Genomic DNA, 17,159 nt, shown 5'->3' with positions numbered 1-17,159 from the left:
TAAAATTCTGAAACCGCTGACGGCCGCAGCCGTCCTGCAGTTTCAGCATGAGACTTCCCGTTCACACCTCAACTTCGACCTTGCCGATCGGGTTTGAACAGCATGCCAGAATGTAGCCTGCTGCGATGTCATCCTCGGAGATACCGCCGTTGTGAACCATGTGCACCTCACCCGAGGTCTTTTTGACCTTGCAGGTGCCGCAAACGCCAAAAGTACAGCCCGAGGCGATGTTCAATCCAACCGCACTTGCAGCGGCCAGAACCGTATCCGTCTCGGCAACTTTGGCGGTTACACCCGAGGTCGCAAACACGATTTCTGCGGCGCTGTCATCGTCAGGAACGGTATCATCCAGATCGGGCTGATCCGCTTCGGTCTCAACCGGAGCTCCAAAGCTTTCCTGATGATAGTTGTCCATGTCAAAGCCAAGACCCGACAGAGCGTCCCGAACAGCTTGCATGAACGGCTCCGGACCGCAGCAATAGACCTCACGATCCAGATAGTCTGGGGCCATGAGGCCCAGCATCAGCTGGTTGAACTGACCCTGGTAGCCGGTCCAGGGGCTGTAACGATCCGCTTCCTCTACGACAAACTTCAGATCCAGACCCGGCGTCCGACTTGCCATCTGCTCCAACCGTTGGCGGAAGATGATCTCGGACGGGCGCTTGGCGCAATTGATGAAGACTACATCCAGATCGCGGCCTTCGTCCCACATGCAAGTTGTCATCGACATCATAGGCGTGATGCCCGACCCCGCCGAGATGAACAGATACTTGGCGGCGACGCTTTCGGCATTGGTGAACAGACCCGCCGGGCCAATCGCCCGCATACGCATACCCTGTTGCAGATTGTCCAGCATCCAACGAGTACCGATGCTGTCCGACTGCGCCTTAGCCGTGATCGTGATGGACCGTGGACGCGATGGGGATGACGAGATCGTATAGGTCCGATGCACAACGCCACCCGACTGACCCGGCGCCGGAATTTCCAGCGTCAGGAACTGACCCGGATGGTAGGCAAACAAGGCGCCTGAAGGGGCGCGGAACGTAAAGCTGGCGGTGTTTGGCGTCTCGGGCACAACCGAAACGCATTCCAGCGTCTCACTATCTTGCCAGATCGAGGCAACAGCGTTTAGGTCTTTCATCGCCGTCACTCCGCCGCCATCGTTTCAGGTGCCAATTGGCGCGCCAGGGTGTTGCAATACCAATCGGTGAATTGCAGAACCCCAGATTCCTGGACCACCGAATACGGCCCCGGTACATAGGCTGGGCTGTTGATGCCCATCTGGTTGTCTTCCACCACACGGCGATCTTCGTCATTGGTGGCCATCCAGACCTCGGTCAGCCGTTTGACATCATAGTCGACCCCTTCGACCGCATCCTTGTTGACCAGCCACTTCGTGGTGACTTCGGTCTCGGTCGGGCTGACCGGAGTGACACGGAAGACAATCGAGTGATCGGCCAGGAAGTGGTTCCACGTGCTGGGATAGTGGAACTTTAGCAACGTCCCCGCATCCGCAAAAGGCGAACGGCCAAGAAAGCGGCGCACGGCAGATCTACCGTCCAGAGTATAGCTTTCCGCCCCTTCCTTCAACGGCATGCGCGCCAGACGGTATTGCCCGTCATCATGCAGATAGAACTGCGACGGCATCCCTGCAGCCTCGCAACGGTCGAAGTGAGTTTGCATGAAGGCCGGGGTTTCACCCCCTTCGATACCGGTTACCGACGGATCATCAGGGAAGGTCCGGCACAGCGAGGGGTGGTTGCCGCCGCAGTGATAGCACTCGCGGTTGTTTTCCCAAACCAGCTTCCAGTTGCCGTTCTCGATGATCGTGCTTTCAAAAGCGACCTTGGCGTTGCTCAGATCATGCGGCTCCAGATAGGGGCGCGCCTTGTTGGCGAAGGTGTCGAAATCAGGCGCTTCATCTGCAAGACAGATATAGACCAGCCCGGCCAGTTCCCGGCAGTGAACGGTTTTCAGCCCGTGTTGTTTGGGGTCGAAATCAGGCCCCATATCACGGGCCCATAGCAATGAACCATCAAGCTCATATGTCCACTGGTGATAAGGACAGACCAGTTTGGGCGAGTTACCCTTGGCGGCCTTGCAGATGATCGACCCGCGATGGCGGCAGGTGTTGTGGAAGGCCCGGATCTGGTTGTCCGCACCGCGCACGATGATCACGCGGTATGCTCCTACAGTGTAGGTCACATAGTCGCCTGTTTTCACCAGTTCACATGCCGGAATGGCAAATAGCCAGTCGCGGTAGTGGATGGCCTCAAGATCGGCCTGAAAGACATCTGGATCGGTGTAGAACGCCTGTTCAAGGGCATAGGCCGGGTTTCGACGCGCCAACAGGCTTTGAACGTTGCTCACTTCTGGCTCTCCTGCCGCGCCCCGCGGCTTAGCTTGGGCAGATGACATCAGAGGCCAGTCCGGAGCCGTGCGAGGATCACGTCCGAAACTTGTGCCCCCACCGCCACCCGCGGTTTGACATATATGCAAGGCTGGTTTCCGGACTTGAAAGGGGCTTACGCCCGGTTTCGACACCTTCCCGGGATCCTCCTCCCAGTGGTCACCTGTCGAACCTGACCTTCCTTACCGTTGCGGGGGCAGCGCCGGAATTGCACCGGCTTCCCAATTCTCTGCCGCCTGAGAATCAGACAGCAGCACCTTACATGCGCAACCTACTCGGGGAAGGACTCGCGGCTGAAAGCCTTGCGACATTTCCAGAAACAAAACAGACATGGCCAGCAAAATGGGGACCTGAAACAGGGCTGTGGTTTGAGCAAGGATAAAAACAAAATTTACCCGTGTTGCGATGTGTCCCACAAATGCGCGTGCATGAAGGGCGCAATTGCAAGTGTTTTACCCCCCATCTCTTCAGCCGATCCTGCAGTGAGCTCAAGCGCCATCCATGCCTCGGGGATCGTCAGAAGGCCCGGATATGGCGTCTCTTTATCGGTCGGGACAAACCCAAATCGGGGATAGAAAGTCGGAACGCCCAGCACGAATACTGCGTCTGTTCCAATAGACCTCAAGTGCTTGATGCTGGTCTCCATCATCTCTCTGCCAACGCCTAGACCTTGATGCTCGGGCGAGACACCGCAGGGCGCCAGAAGATAGCATTTAACGTCCGGGTGTTCCTGGAAGACAAACGGGGTGAACATGACATTGCCAGCGATCTGCCCCCCACGCCTCACACTGATTGAAATCGTTTCCGGATGCTCAAGGAGATCTTCGGCGAGTTGAGCGATTTCGTCACCTTCTGCTTCGCCAAAAGCCAGCCTATGCACATTCAAGATGGCATCGGTTTCTGAACGGTTCATGATCCATCCCTATCCTGAGCTAAACAGCTTGCGCCACGTCATACCGCGCGAGATTACCCAAACGACGCCCCAAAGGTCGCATTGGGCGAGGTTCGGCAAGACGAGCCGCTCAGGTCAATATGTTTCTTCGTACAATCGGCAGCGTGCGTCGGTGTCCAAATGTGCAGTTGTGGCGATCTCGGATTGTTTGTGGGCTTGGTACACCTCGGCAAAGCCTTCTGGGAACCAGCCGGTCACAACCGGGTTGTTAACGAACCGGTCGAGCGCGTCTTCCAAGGTCTGAGGCAAGCGCACCAGCCCCCTTTGGTTCAGTTCTGCGACGTCCAACAGCGAAAGATCTTCCTCGGTTGGAACGGGCGCGGGTAGCCCCTCTTCGATCCCTTGTGTCCCAGCCATGACAACCGCCGCAAGCGCCAGATGAGGCGAAGCTGCAGCATCCGCCGCACGATATTCGATGTTGAACTGCCCCGCGATAGAGGCGGGGTCTTTTGCGGTTACCGGACAAATCCGCAAGGAAGCCTCGCGGTCGCGGAAGCCCAGATTGTTGAAAGCCGCAGACCAACGATGTGGTGTCAGGCGTTCATACGAGATCACCGAAGGCGCAGTCAGGGCCAGGATCGCATCAAGATATTTCAGAACTCCGGCGGCGAAGGCGCTTGTCAGGTCTGACATGCCGCAGGGCCCGTCTTCGGCGTGGGTTAGCGGCGCGCCCTGATCATCCACAAAGCTCATATGGATATGGACCCCATTCCCAACGCTCGCGACATCTCGAATAGGGGTATAGGTAGCCCGCTCGCCATAGGCCTGTGCAGTCGCATACGTCAGTTCGCGCACCATTATGGCTGCGTCCGCTGCGCGAACACCCAGCTCGGGACCGATGACGACCTCATATTGGTTTGGCCCATATTCCTTCATGATCGAATCCGGCTTGAGACCGACCTGAGAAATCGCGTTGATCAAGGTCTCACACAGATCACGCTGCAGGCCAAAGCCCCGGTGACCATAGGCTTCGTTGGCCTGGCTTGGCGGATCTTTCAGTTGGAACTCATGCTCGAACGCAGCCAGCAAATTTGCGCCTGAGACCTTGTGCAGCCGCTCCAGCGCCGCCCTCAAAAGACTGCGCGTGCAGAAGTCCCACGGGTCTCCATCCAGCGTGACGATATCGCCCATAAGAAAGTGCAGGCCAGTTTCTTCGCCGAACTCGACCTTTGCCTCGGCCGTGGCGTCCGGGATCAGAAGAAGATCGCCCAGCGCGCCAAACGGGCTTTCGGCAATTCCGTCAAAACAGTTGATCTGAACGTTCGTTGGTGTCCACCCGACCCCGCGTTGCAACCGCTTGTTCAGTTGATCCGCCGGAAAGGCCTTGCCCCGTAATTTACCGGCAAGGTCAGCGGTGGCGACAAACATCAAGGGGGTTTTCGGCATCATGGGTTGGGGTCCTGGTTGTGGGATCGCATGGCATCCCAGGCTTCGATGCGGGATTTCGTTTGGTCCCAGTTGTCTTCGGCAATACGCGTCACCAGCGCCTCGGTGACGGCAAGGGCCGCTGTGTACGTATCCCAGAGCGTGCCGCTTTCGATCGGAACTGGCAAGATTTCTGCCGCATGGCGGGATATGGGAGACAGCCATTTGTCTGTCATGAGGACAACGCGAACCCCTCGGTCCTGCGCGGCAGTCGCGGCCAATCGCGCCAGCGCGGGTTGGTAGCGGCGAAAATCGACGAGAAACAGGATATCCGCGGGCTTCATCCGCAGCAGGTATTCCGGCCAGACCTCATTGTTGGCCGGAAGATGATACACGCCGCTGCGGGTTTGGCGCAGGTGAAAGGACAAATGCTGCGCGATGGTGTCACTGATCCGACCGCCCAAGATATAGACATCGCTTTTAGGCTGGCTCAGTACCGAGCATATGCGCTGAAACTGCGCCTCGGTGATGCCTTCTGCCGACAGCGCCATCTGGGACGAGGCGCGCGCGATGAAATCACGTAAAAACCCTCCATCAACACTGCGCCCTTCGCCGTGCAGATCAGTGGGTGAACGTTGGCCCTCTTTCAATTCCGACAAGAGAGCACGTTGGAATTCCTGATAGCCCCCCAATCCGATCTTGGTGACGAACCGAGAGATCGACGGGGCCGAGACCTCGGCCCGGCGAGCGAGTTCCTGAATCGTGACCAGCCCCGCATAGGGGTAGTCGCTGAGCAAAGCAGCGGCCAGCTTGCGCTCGCTCGCGGTCATGTTCTCCGCCTTCGCTTCAATTCTCTGCCTAACCAGCAAGCGGCACCTCCTAATCTGAATGGATCGCATGGAATAAAAATTTCAGTCAATCTATTTTTCATTGACTCTGAAAAAACTTGTTCTCTAACTTGGACCACATGAAAACTTCAGCCGCGACCCAAGAACTGCTGGTCGCCGGGGATCCCGCCCCGGTGGAATGGGTGAACCCTGACAGTGATGCGAAGATCGCGCTGCTCTGCGAACACGCCGGGCGCGCGATCCCGAAAAAGCTGGGCAATCTTGGCGTCTCGGAAGAGGTGCAGGCCAGCCATCGCGGTTGGGATATAGGGGCCGAGGCCGTTGCACGGCAATTGGCTGACCGGCTACGGGCCCCTTTGATCTTGCAGCGCTATTCCCGGCTTGTGATTGATTGCAACCGCCCAATCGAAGCCCCGGATTCAATTCCGCCAAACAGCTTTGGAGAGCAGATCCCAGCCAATCTGAACTTGACCGTTGAGGATCGCAAGGCGCGTCAGCGTGAGATCATGGCCCCTCTGAACGCAGCCATTGAACATATGCTGGACAGGGCACCGCGCGTGCTTGCGGTGTCGATCCATTCCTTCGCCGCACAGGTCGATGGTGAGGCGCGGCCTTGGCACGCCGGATTTCTGACCCGCGTTGACCCGACCACGGGGCAGGCCGCGATCGACCATATCTCGGCCCTACGTCCCGATCTGCACATGACGTTGAACCAGCCCTATCAGATCGACAGTGAAAGCGACTGGTTCATACCGCATTTCGCCGAACCGCGCGGACTGGCACATTCGCTGGTCGAGATCCGCAATGACCTGATCCGCGATACAAAAGGCGTCGAAGATTGGGCGCAGCTTCTCGCCGAAGCCTTTACCCGGATATTGGAGACCAAGACGTGAGTTTGACCCGAAATGTTCCACTTATCCCATCGCAATCCGCGCTGTTGTTCATTGACGTGCAGAACTATTCGGCACACCGGGAAGGAGCCGAATTCAAAGAACTGCCTGAGGCCGAATTCAATGAGGAATACGGCTGGTTTTTCGATCAGCTGGACAACCGCGTGATCCCGAACATGCAGGCCATACAGGCCGCCTGCCGCACTGCCGGCGTCGAGGTCATGTACACCAATATCGAAAGCCTGACGCTCGACGGGCGGGACCGGTCACTGGACTACAAGATAACGGGTTTTCATGTTCCCAAGGGCAGCTGGGACGGAAAGGTCATTGACCAGATCGCGCCCCAAGGCGATGAGATCGTGCTGCCGAAGACGTCCTCTTCGGTGTTTGTGTCCACGCATGTTGACTACATCCTGCGCAACCTTGGCGTTCGCCAAGTTGTTTTGTCCGGTCTTTTGACGGATCAATGCGTCGAAAGCGCCATCCGTGACGCGTGTGATCTGGGCTACCTTGTCACTCAGGTCGAAGATGCCTGCCTGACTCATACGCAGGACCGGCACGACAATTCTCTGCGCGCGATCAAAGGCTATTGCCGACAGGTCACCACAAAAGAACTGGTCGAGGAATTGGCCGGTGCTTGATCTGAACGGCATCACCAAGACTTTTGGCGGGGTACACGCCGTTGAGGATGTGACCATGTCTGTCGCACCGGGCGAGGTGCGCGGTTTGATCGGCCCCAACGGGGCGGGCAAGACAACGTTGGTCAACCTGATTTCGGGCCTGCTGACCCATTCGGCGGGCAGCTTGTCGCTGGATGGCGAGCCGCTGGACAACTTGCGCGCCCACGAACGCGCGGCGCGCGGTGTGGCGCGGACGTTTCAGAACCTGCGGGTCTTTCCAAGCCTCAGCGTCGCGCAAAACATCGACGTCGCCCGCTATTCCGGCCGCGGCGCGGAAATCGTCGACGCCGCGATCCCCGAGTTCGGTCTGTCGGACAAGCTCAACCAAAATGCCGGGTCGTTGGCATATGGGCAGCTTCGGCGATTGGAGATCGTTCGCGCGCTGGCCCTGAACCCGCGTGTCCTGATGCTGGACGAACCCGCCGCAGGGATGAACGAACAGGAAACCGACGCTCTGGGCCGGTCGCTGACATGGGTGCGGACACATTCGGACTGCGCGATTTTGGTGATTGATCACGATCTTAAATTCATCATGTCGCTCTGCGACACGATCACCGTTTTGAACATGGGCGCCATCATTGCCGAAGGCGCACCCGAAGAAATAACCAAGAACCAAGAGGTTATCGACGCTTATCTTGGCGAAACCGATGAACGTGCCGCGTGACGCAGGCGGCTTTCAACAGGAGAACAAGTATGAAGAAGTTGACCCTTACCACTCTGACCGCCATGAGTTTGGCGATGCCGGCTGTCGCCGAAGACACGATCAAGATCGGGCTGGGCGTGCCGATGACCGGAGATCTGGCGATCTATTCCGAATATCTCGGCGCGCGCTGCATGGCCGACATGATCAACGCCGATGGCGGTGCCGGAGGCAAGAAGATCGAAGTTCTGGTTCAGGATTCCGCGGGTGATACACAGGCGGCCATCTCATTGGCGCAGAAGTTTCTGGACGAAGGCGTTGTGATGCTGGGGACCACGCCGTTCTCGGACACGATGATCCCGGTGGCTCAGATCGCCCAACCTTACGGCGTTTCCATCTTCCAACCCCAATCCACTCAAGTCGAGATGCACGCGGGCATCGTGAACAACTTCTTTACCGGCGTCTCGCCTGATCCGTTCACGGCAACGGCAGCTGCCAACTACGCGCTCAGCGAAGGGGTCAAGAACGTGGTTCTGCTGACCTCGGACGAAGGCGGATCGTGGTCCGCGCGTACCCCGCTGTGGTTCGGACAAGTGATCGAAGAGGGTGGCGGCAAGGTGCTGGCGAAGATGAACTTCAGCTTTGGCACATCGGACTGGTCACCTCAGATCGCTGACATGAAAGCACTGGGTGAAGAGATCGACGCCGTTTATATTTCCTCGATCATGCCCGATATCGGTGTGCTGGTCCGACAGCTGCGCAGCGCTGGTATCGACGCCTGGGTGGTCGGCTCGGATGGGTTTGACGATCCATCCCTGGATGCTGTCGCGGCTGATGATCCTGCAATCCTCGACAAGGTGTTCTTTGCCACGCTGGCCCCCAGCCATGACGAAAGCGCCGTGGTCAAGTTCATGGCAGACTGCAAGGAGTTGGGCCACGATGTGCCCGGCCTGTTCCCGGCCACCGGCGCTGATACGGTCAAGGCCGTTGCCTGGGCGGTCGAAACCTCGGGCAGCAGCGACCCGGCGGTGATTGCAGAGACGATCCGTACAGCCGACTCGATCCCGGTGCTGACAGTCGACAGCATTTCGTTCAAGGACACGAAAACCTATGCCCAGCGCACGATCCCTGTGATTGGCTATAAAGATGGCAAGCGGGTTCTGATCTCGAACGAAATTCCCGAAAACACACCGAAAGACTGGAACTGAGCCAAATGACGGGGGCGGTTCCAGCCCCCGTTTCAAATCCCATGCTGAATGTTGAAAAACTAATAGTTTCTCACGGTCCGATCGAGGCCGTGCACGGCATCTCTTTCGCCGTGGAAAAGGGCCGCTGTGTGTCCTTGCTGGGCCCCAATGGCGCGGGCAAGACCTCGACCATCTCGGCGCTGATGGGGGTGGTCAAGTCCTCGGGCCGGATCACTTTTGACGGGGCCGATATCTCGGCGCTGCCGGTGGAAGCACGCGTGCAGGCGGGTATGTCCGTGGCCCCCGAAGGACGCCGCATCTTCTCGAACCTGAGCGTCGAGGAAAATCTAGTTCTCGGCGGCGCCACACGTTCTGACCGCGCGGCCAAGGACACCGATATCGCCCACTGGCTTGAGACCTTTCCAATCCTTGGCGAACGCAGAGACCAACCGGCTGGCACCTTGTCGGGCGGAGAGCAGCAGATGCTGGCTATTTCCCGCGCCTTGATGACACGCCCCAAGATCCTACTACTGGACGAACCGAGCCTGGGCCTGGCCCCCAAGATCGTAAGCCAGATTTTCCGGATGATCGAACACCTGAAAGCGCAGGGAATGACGATCCTGCTGGTTGAACAGAACGCAACGCAGGCGCTGCGCCTTTCGGACTACGCCTACCTTCTGAATAATGGGCGGATCGTGGCCGAGGGAACCAAGGAAACACTGGGCCAAAGCAGCGCGCTTATGGCGGAACTGACGGGGATCGCCTGACATGGAATATGTGGCCCAGCAGATGATGAACGCGCTCGCCTTTGGTGCGGAATATGCGCTGATTGCACTCGGTCTGGCGATTGTCTTTTCGATCATGGGGCTGGTGAACTTTGCCCATGGTGAGGTGATCGCGGTTGGCGGCTACACGATGGTAGCCTTTGCCGCACTGGCGCTGAATAACCCGTTCATCGTGATAGGCGGAGCCATCGCGGCTGCGATCCTGATGTCCCTTCTGCTTGAACGCGTGGCGTTTCGACCCGTGCGATACGCAGACCCGACAACCGGTCTGCTGACCGCCTTTGGTGTCTCAATCATACTCCAGAACGTGTTTCTACTTGCGGTCTCACCACGCCCCGTCGCTGTGACGTCGCTGTATTTCCTCGACTGGCCCGTGCAGCTTTTCGGCGTTCAGGTATCCTCCCTTCAAGTGTTCGAGGCGGTGACGACAGTCCTTGTGATCGTCGGACTGATGCTGTTTCTAAAACGCACGACGCTGGGTCTGGCCATGCGCGCCGCCTCGCTGGATTTTGAGATGGTCCGCATGGTCGGCGTCAAATCCAACAGGGTGTTTGCGGTGGCCTTCATGGTGTCGGGCCTGCTGGCCGGATTGGCGTGTATCTTCATCATGGCGCGGCGCGGGTCGGTCGATCCTCATCTGGGGTTCAACCCGGTTCTCAAGGCCTTTGTGGCCTGCGTCGTCGGAGGGTTTGGCAGCCTGCCCGGAGCCGTGCTGGGCGGCTTCCTTCTCGGCGCCATCGAGGTCGCGATGCTGGTCCTTCTGCCGCAGGAATATGGCGGCATGAAAGACGCCTTTGTCTTTGGAATCATAGCCCTTGTTCTGGTTTGGAGGCCGGATGGCATCCTGTCACCCCCGACTGAGAAGGGGGACAAGATATGATCCTGAACCCCAGTCAGAAACGCGGGCTGGTGGGCGCTGCGATCCTGGCCGCCGTATTGATCACGATTGGGCTGATCGTGACCTATTTCGGCTCCCGCTATCAGCTTCGGCTGGTCTACAGCGCCTACGTGAACCTATTGGTTGTTCTGGCCATGCAGGTGTTCATGGGCAATGCGCGCCTGACCAACCTCAGCCATAGCGCCTTCATGGGGATCGGAGCCTATGTGGCCGCGATTTGCGTGACGCCGGTGACGGTCAAATCCATCTCTCTGCCGGATGCGCCTTGGGGGTTGAATGCCTTCTCGTTGGATCCGGTCAGTTCAGCCATGCTTGCCATTGCTATCACCGCGGTTCTGGCCCTGATCGTAGGACTGTTTGTCGTGCGCCTGACAGGGTCTGGCGTGACCATCTTTTCCCTTGCCGTCCTGGTCATCGTGCACTCGGTATTCCTGTACCGCACCGACATTTTCAAAGGAAACCAGGCGTTTTTCGGCATTCCGCAGGTGTTTTCATTGACGTCTATCGTGATCTTGTCCGTGTTCGTTGTCTTCGTAGTGCGCCTGTTTCGCGAAAGCCGTTGGGGTATCCAACTGAGGGCCTGCGCCGATGATGAGGTCGGAGCCGCCGCAATGGGTGTGAATATTCGCCGGTTACGCCTGATTGCCTGGGTCCTGTCGGCCATCCTGCTTGCGGTCGCCGGGATTGCTTACGCCTATTTCCTTGGCACGATCAGCGCACGGCCCTTTTATTTCAACCACGTCTTTCTGACACTCGCCATGCTGATCCTTGGGGGAATGAGAACGGTCACAGGTGCGGTTCTGGGCACGCTTCTGATCTCGTTCGGGTTGGAATGCGTGCGCTGGCTGGAAACCGGCCCGCTCCTGCTGGGCATCGACCTGCCCGAAGTGCTGGGCCTGTCGGGCATTGCGCTGGGAACGGTCATCGTGCTGACTATGGCCCTGCGCCCCGGAGGGATCATGGGTGATCAAGAAATCGAAGACCTGGTTCTGAAAAAACAGGAGTAAGTCATGGGTTGCAACCACACCATCCACAAACACAACCACCATTTCGGCTGGGACAACTCCATCGAACCCGTCCTGAGCGTCGACCCCGGCGAGACCGTCGAGGTCGAAACCATCGACAGCTCGGGCGGGCAGTTGAACGCCTCCTCGACCGTGGCTGACCTGGGTGCGCTGTCCTTTGACGCGGTCAATCCGGTCACAGGACCGATCCACATCAAAGGGGCCGAGCCCGGTGATACCGTTGCCGTGACCTTTCTGGATTTCAAACCTTCGGGCTGGGGTTGGACCGCCAACATCCCCGGTTTTGGCCTGCTGACCGATCAATTTCCCGACGCAGCCCTGCATATCTGGAACTATGACGCCAATGCGATGACCCCTGCCCTGTTCGGCCCCGGCGGTAAGGTGCCGCTCAAACCGTTCGTCGGCACAATCGGACTGGCGCTGGCCGAGACGGGCCTGCACTCCGTCGTCCCTCCACGCCGGGTTGGGGGCAACCTGGACATCCGCGACAATTGCGTGGGCACAACGCTTTACCTCCCGGTTGAAGTGGCGGGCGGGATGCTGTCTCTGGGGGACACCCATGCGGCGCAAGGCGATGGCGAGATTTGCGGCACCGCCATCGAAAGCCCTATGGACGTGGCCATCAAAATCGACCTTCTTAAAGGCGAAAACCTGCCCTACCCCCGGTTTGAAACCAACGGCCCCGTCACCCGCCATTTCGATACCTCCGGCTACAAGGCGACGACAGGCATCGGCGAGGATCTCATGCAAGCCGCCCGCGATGCAGTGGCGGGCATGGTCGACTGGATCTCGGCCACGACGGGGATGTCAGCGCTTGATGCCTACATGCTCTGCTCGGTCTGCGGCGACCTACGGATCAGTGAGATCGTGGATATCCCTAACTGGACGGTCTCATTCTACTTTCCAAAGACCGTTCTGGACTGAAGAATGCGGCAACTTCTGAGTACCGGAGGTATGCCGTCGATGCCGGAAGCAGTCAGTCGTTCAAAATAAGTCGGAACATAAGCGATCTTTTCAGTAGGTGACCTTCGGCTTCGGTTCTTTCGCCATTGTGACGACCAGCGCAAAGCGTCTCACCAGCGGTTCAACTGCCCGTTTTGTAGTGCGCCATAAACATGGCGATGCAATCGTCCATTACGCCCTCGGGGGTCGGGTTCTCACCAAGGAAAAACTCCGGCCAGAAGAAGAAGTTTTTGACGAGCCCCAAGAGTTGGTTGGTCGCGAAGACCGGATCGGCTTTTCGGATCACGCCAGCGTCCATGGCTTCGCCGATCAACTGCGTCATCGGGTAGTCGTGCGCTTCTGTCTCCGTGAAGAATTTCCGAGAACGATCGAGGTCGCGGATCAGCTCAGAAAGGACCATGCGGTTTAGACCAATTGCTGTCTCTTCCGTTATGATCGAGATGTACCCCCAAAGAGCGTCTTTCAGCTGCTCAACGAAGTCACGACTTGGGTCATAGGCAACCGGCTGCATACTCCTGTTCTGCTCCAACATGATTTCTGAGATTGCTTCGAAGAGGGCCTCTTTGCTTTCGAAGTGGTTGTAGAGCGTGCGACTCGAAACATTTGCTTTTTGGGCGATTGAGGTCGTCCTGGCCCCCAGAAATCCTTGTTCCCGAAACTCATCGATTGCTGCATCGATAATATCTTTTCTTTTCTTTTCAGTACGTTTCACGGATTTCGCCTCAAAAAGTAAAAAAGTGTGTTTACAACCTTCACCTCCTCAACATAAGTAAACAAAGCGATTTACTTTAGCAAGGTGCAATCCTGCTTGACCTCGAAAGGACCCAAACCATGACCCCCCAAACTTTCATCGCTGGCAAAAACGCAGTGACCTTTAAATCTTTTGGCGTGGATTTGGCCGGTGATCTCTACCTGCCCGAAGGTTTTGATGAGACCAAGGCCTACAAGGCCATCGTGGGAGCCAGCCCGTTCCCGCAGGTCAAGGATCAAATACCTGCGACCTACGGCCCTGAAATGGCGGCACGTGGCTTCATCTATCTTGGCTTCGACTATCTGGGGATGGGCGATAGCCCCGCACTGCCCGGCGAATTCAAACAATCGCGCTACAATTTCCGCCTGATCGAAAACACCTGGGACGCGGTTTCGTACCTGGGTACGCTACCCTTCGTCGAAGAAATCTATGGCCTGGGCGTCTGTCAGGGCGGTCAGACCATCGCATCGGCAGCGGTGACAGACCACCGTATCAAGAAAATTGCTATGGTGTCGGGCATGATGGCCTCGGACGCGTTCCAGTGGACCGACCGCGATATGGCCAATCAGATGATCGACGCAGCAAATGCCTCGATGCAGAAGCAATATGAAACCGGCGAACCAGACTACGTTGCACCGTTCGGCTTGAACGACGAAATGTCTCGTGAAGAGTTCACGGAAGCGGCGGCCTACCCGGACATGGCTGGCGAAACCTATGACTATTACGGCCGTGATGGTGCTAAGGGGCCGGTTGCAGTTCCCAACTATACCAACATGCACATTGCTGATCAGCCCATGCAGTCTTTGTTCTCAATTTGTGAAGCCTATGCGGACAAAATCGTGCAGCCGTCGCTGACCATCTACGGCACAAATGCCTCCACAGCGATCTGCTCGACCGCATTTGTCGAAAAACTGACCAATGACCACAAAGAGTTGGCATTCGATGAATTCAGCCACGTAGACTTTTACTACAAGCCCGAGGCCGTGAAAGCGTCGACCGATGCAGTGGCAGAGTTCTTCAACAATTAACGCGATGGAGTGCTTCGTTTGATTTGGTCCACCGTTCTGTTTGAGAAACGGTCGGCCGCGAATGTCGAACAAGAGACACAAGCAAGAGGAAATAGTTCAGAAGCTGCCGCAAGTTGGCGTGCTAGTCCGTCAGGGAATGATGCCTACAGATGCGATCCGAGCAGCTGGCCAATGTTCTGTTGTTGGTACAAACCACGCGAGATTTCGGTGTGTACTTCCCAGCTCACAAAAAAAGGTCTCGGCGATCAAAAAACCCGGCGCTTTTTCATCCCTACAAACCCAAGAGTTTCGGATTGCGGGCGCAAATGACCTTGCGTATGGGCGGCAATACTGACGAGTATGGGTTCGTTTTTCCTTGCCGTTCACACAAACGGGTTCTGCGCCTCACCTCAGCCACATTTCGAGTGACCGCAGCTTCTGCACGTCATGCAGCCTTCTATCATCACCATGTCATACTGCCCACAAGACGGGCATGCCTTGCCGCGCGGTGCATCCATGTTGACGACCTGCGCCTGAGGGTCAGACTTCAGCCCCATCCCCTCTCCCTCGAGAAAGCCGATATTGACCATGTGCTGCTCGATCACCCCGCCAATCGCTGCCAGGATCGAGGGGATATATTTGCCCTTCACCCAAGCTCCACCGCGCGGGTCGAACACGGCCTTGAGCTCTTCGACAACGAAGGACACATCCCCACCCCGCCGGAAAACGGCCGAGATCATGCGGGTCAGCGCCAGCGTCCAGGCGTAATGCTCCATGTTCTTCGAGTTGATGAACACCTCGAACGGACGGCGGCGGCCTCCGATGACAATATCGTTGATCGTCAGATAGATCGCATGCTCACTGTCGGGCCATTTCAACTTGTAGGTCGACCCCTCTAGCGACTGCGGGCGGTCCAGCGGCTCGGACATGTATACGACGTCACCGCCATCGACCTCATGCGGTGCAGCCGCGCTTTCACCAGGCGCCGTGTCTGCACTTTCCGATACGGTCAGAACCGAGCCGGTCACATCATTGGGGCGATAGGTCGTACAGCCTTTGCAGCCCTGATCCCAGGCCTGCATGTAGACATCCTTGAAGGCATCAAAACTGATGTCCTCGGGGCAGTTGATTGTCTTCGAAATCGAACTGTCGATCCATTTCTGCGCCGCGGCCTGCATCTTGACGTGATCCGACGGAGAAAGCGTCTGCGCATTCACAAAAAACTCCGGCAGGTCCTTTTCGCCAAACTTGTCGCGCCACATCTGCACGGCATAGTCCACCACCTCTTCTTCGGTGCGCGAGCCATCCTTTTGCAACACCTTGCGCGTGTAGGCATAGGCAAAGACCGGTTCGATCCCCGACGACACGTTCCCAGCATAGAGAGAGATCGTGCCCGTTGGAGCGATCGAGGTCAGCAAAGCGTTACGGATCCCATGCGAGCGGATTTCATCGCGCACATCGTCATCCATCTGCTGCATCGTGCCGCTGGCAAGGAACTTCTCGGCATCGAACAAGGGGAACGCCCCCTTCTCCTTCGCCAATTGCACCGAGGCCAGATACGCGGCGCGGGCGATCGCGTGCAACCAGCGCTCGGTCTGACGCGCCGCCTCGTCAGAGCCATAGCGCAGGCCCAACATTAAAAGCGCATCCGCCAGACCTGTCACACCCAGCCCGATGCGGCGCTTAGCCTGCGCCTCGGCCTCCTGTTCGGGCAGAGGAAACTTCGACGCGTCCACCACATTGTCCATCATGCGCACAGCAGTGGCGACCAGCTCTTTCAGAGCATCCTCGTCCAGATGCGCCGCGTCTTCGAAAGGCTCAACCACCAACCGGGCCAGATTGATCGAGCCCAACAGGCACGCGCCATAAGGTGGCAGAGGTTGCTCGCCACAGGGGTTGGTCGCGGCAATCGTTTCGACATAGCTCAGGTTGTTGGCCGCGTTGATGCGGTCGATGAAGATCACGCCCGGCTCGGCATAGTCATAGGTGGCCTGCATGATCTTGTTCCACAGGTCCCGCGCCTGAACGGTGTGATAGACCTTGCCACCGAACACCAGTTCCCACGGGCCCTCAGCCTTGACGGCCTCCATGAACGGGTCGGTTACCAGCACCGACATGTTGAACATGCGCAGACGGGCCGGGTCGGACTTGGCCGTGATGAACTGTTCAATATCGGGATGATCGCAACGCATCGTCGCCATCATCGCGCCCCGGCGCGAGCCTGCGGACATGATCGTCCGGCACATTGCGTCCCAGACATCCATGAACGACAAAGGCCCCGATGCATCCGCAGCGACCCCTTTCACATCCGCCCCGCGGGGACGGATGGTCGAGAAATCATAGCCGATTCCCCCACCTTGCTGCATGGTCAGCGCGGCCTCTTTCAGCATATCGAAGATGCCGCCCATGCTATCGGGCACGGTGCCCATGACGAAGCAGTTAAACAGGGTCACCTGTCGCGCGGTCCCAGCGCCTGCGGTTATGCGGCCGGCAGGCAGGTATTTGAAATCCTCTAGCGCGGCGTAGAACTTTTCTTCCCAATGGGCTGGGTCTTTCTCGACCCGCGCCAGATCGCGCGCGATACGTCGCCAGCTGTCCTCGACCGTCTGGTCGATGGGCGTGCCATCCGCCTGTTTGAAGCGGTATTTCATGTCCCAGATCTGCTCGGCGATGGGGGCGGCAAAGCGGCTCATTGGTGATTCCTATTCAGCTGCGAGGCATACAAGATAGACCAAATTGGCCACGTAGCGCTACTATG

The 17,159-nt window shown here is 57.8% G+C and carries 16 protein-coding genes and 1 riboswitch; of the genes, 9 read left to right on the top strand and 7 right to left on the bottom strand.

Going from position 1 to position 17,159, the window contains the following annotated elements; genetic code table 11:
* Nucleotides 1-61: 61 nt before the first annotated feature.
* From ACR0J4_RS12455 to ACR0J4_RS12435, 5 genes are all read right to left on the bottom strand, one after another.
* On the bottom strand, nucleotides 62-1,141 hold the full coding sequence (locus ACR0J4_RS12455) for a hybrid-cluster NAD(P)-dependent oxidoreductase (RefSeq protein WP_170643159.1): 1,080 nt from the start codon (nucleotides 1,139-1,141) through the stop codon (nucleotides 62-64).
* A gap of 5 nt (nucleotides 1,142-1,146) precedes the next feature.
* The gene (locus ACR0J4_RS12450) at nucleotides 1,147-2,418 is read right to left on the bottom strand and encodes an aromatic ring-hydroxylating oxygenase subunit alpha (protein WP_170643160.1); all 1,272 of its coding nucleotides are present in this window, start codon (nucleotides 2,416-2,418) and stop codon (nucleotides 1,147-1,149) included.
* A gap of 64 nt (nucleotides 2,419-2,482) precedes the next feature.
* Nucleotides 2,483-2,686, bottom strand: a riboswitch (cobalamin riboswitch).
* A gap of 115 nt (nucleotides 2,687-2,801) precedes the next feature.
* Nucleotides 2,802-3,323: a GNAT family N-acetyltransferase gene (locus ACR0J4_RS12445; protein ID WP_170643161.1), complete on the bottom strand. Its 522-nt coding sequence runs from the start codon at nucleotides 3,321-3,323 to the stop codon at nucleotides 2,802-2,804.
* Between the two features lie 114 nt (nucleotides 3,324-3,437).
* Nucleotides 3,438-4,748 carry a glutamine synthetase family protein gene (locus ACR0J4_RS12440; protein WP_170643209.1) on the bottom strand — a complete coding sequence of 437 codons (1,311 nt, stop codon included), beginning with the start codon at nucleotides 4,746-4,748 and terminating at the stop codon, nucleotides 3,438-3,440.
* A complete protein-coding gene (locus tag ACR0J4_RS12435; RefSeq protein ID WP_371811947.1) occupies nucleotides 4,748-5,626 on the bottom strand; it encodes a MurR/RpiR family transcriptional regulator in 879 nt (292 codons plus the stop codon). The genes ACR0J4_RS12440 and ACR0J4_RS12435 overlap by 1 nt, the downstream gene beginning before the upstream one ends.
* Before the next feature lie 68 nt (nucleotides 5,627-5,694).
* Between ACR0J4_RS12435 and ACR0J4_RS12430 the strand changes: the two genes are divergently transcribed.
* Genes ACR0J4_RS12430 through ACR0J4_RS12395 form a run of 8 tightly spaced genes read left to right on the top strand, consistent with a single transcriptional unit; the run spans nucleotide 5,695 to nucleotide 12,604 of the window.
* A complete protein-coding gene (locus ACR0J4_RS12430) occupies nucleotides 5,695-6,468 on the top strand; it encodes an N-formylglutamate amidohydrolase (protein ID WP_170643162.1) in 774 nt (257 codons plus the stop codon).
* Complete coding sequence (locus ACR0J4_RS12425; protein ID WP_170643163.1) at nucleotides 6,465-7,106, top strand: cysteine hydrolase family protein; 642 nt, start codon at nucleotides 6,465-6,467, stop codon at nucleotides 7,104-7,106. The genes ACR0J4_RS12430 and ACR0J4_RS12425 overlap by 4 nt, the downstream gene beginning before the upstream one ends.
* Nucleotides 7,099-7,809: an ABC transporter ATP-binding protein gene (locus tag ACR0J4_RS12420; RefSeq protein ID WP_170643164.1), complete on the top strand. Its 711-nt coding sequence runs from the start codon at nucleotides 7,099-7,101 to the stop codon at nucleotides 7,807-7,809. Before ACR0J4_RS12425 ends, ACR0J4_RS12420 begins: the two co-directional genes overlap by 8 nt.
* Before the next feature lie 29 nt (nucleotides 7,810-7,838).
* Entirely contained in the window at nucleotides 7,839-8,993 is a 1,155-nt protein-coding gene (locus ACR0J4_RS12415; protein ID WP_170643165.1) for an ABC transporter substrate-binding protein, read from the top strand.
* A gap of 41 nt (nucleotides 8,994-9,034) precedes the next feature.
* A complete protein-coding gene (locus ACR0J4_RS12410) occupies nucleotides 9,035-9,739 on the top strand; it encodes an ABC transporter ATP-binding protein (protein WP_170374553.1) in 705 nt (234 codons plus the stop codon).
* A 1-nt stretch (nucleotide 9,740) separates the two neighbouring features.
* Nucleotides 9,741-10,637, top strand: coding sequence for a branched-chain amino acid ABC transporter permease (locus ACR0J4_RS12405; RefSeq protein ID WP_170643166.1), 897 nt, complete (start codon nucleotides 9,741-9,743; stop codon nucleotides 10,635-10,637).
* On the top strand, nucleotides 10,634-11,662 hold the full coding sequence (locus ACR0J4_RS12400) for a branched-chain amino acid ABC transporter permease (RefSeq protein ID WP_170643167.1): 1,029 nt from the start codon (nucleotides 10,634-10,636) through the stop codon (nucleotides 11,660-11,662). Before ACR0J4_RS12405 ends, ACR0J4_RS12400 begins: the two co-directional genes overlap by 4 nt.
* 3 nt (nucleotides 11,663-11,665) lie before the next feature.
* A complete protein-coding gene (locus tag ACR0J4_RS12395) occupies nucleotides 11,666-12,604 on the top strand; it encodes an acetamidase/formamidase family protein (RefSeq protein ID WP_170643168.1) in 939 nt (312 codons plus the stop codon).
* Nucleotides 12,605-12,764: 160 nt separating this feature from the next.
* On the opposite strand, the gene ACR0J4_RS12390 is transcribed toward ACR0J4_RS12395, so the two are convergent.
* Nucleotides 12,765-13,355: a TetR/AcrR family transcriptional regulator gene (locus ACR0J4_RS12390; RefSeq protein ID WP_170643169.1), complete on the bottom strand. Its 591-nt coding sequence runs from the start codon at nucleotides 13,353-13,355 to the stop codon at nucleotides 12,765-12,767.
* Between the two features lie 119 nt (nucleotides 13,356-13,474).
* Between ACR0J4_RS12390 and ACR0J4_RS12385 the strand changes: the two genes are divergently transcribed.
* Nucleotides 13,475-14,422, top strand: coding sequence for an alpha/beta hydrolase (locus tag ACR0J4_RS12385; protein ID WP_170643170.1), 948 nt, complete (start codon nucleotides 13,475-13,477; stop codon nucleotides 14,420-14,422).
* 389 nt (nucleotides 14,423-14,811) lie between these two features.
* On the opposite strand, the gene ACR0J4_RS12380 is transcribed toward ACR0J4_RS12385, so the two are convergent.
* Nucleotides 14,812-17,094 (bottom strand): adenosylcobalamin-dependent ribonucleoside-diphosphate reductase, encoded by a 2,283-nt coding sequence (locus tag ACR0J4_RS12380; protein ID WP_170555895.1) that lies wholly within the window; start codon nucleotides 17,092-17,094, stop codon nucleotides 14,812-14,814.
* Between the last annotated feature and the right edge of the window lie 65 nt (nucleotides 17,095-17,159).

The organism is Ruegeria sp. B10 (assembly GCF_056539825.1).
The sequence above is the reverse complement of the archived record's forward strand: the minus strand, read 5'-3'. Positions and strand labels throughout refer to the sequence as shown.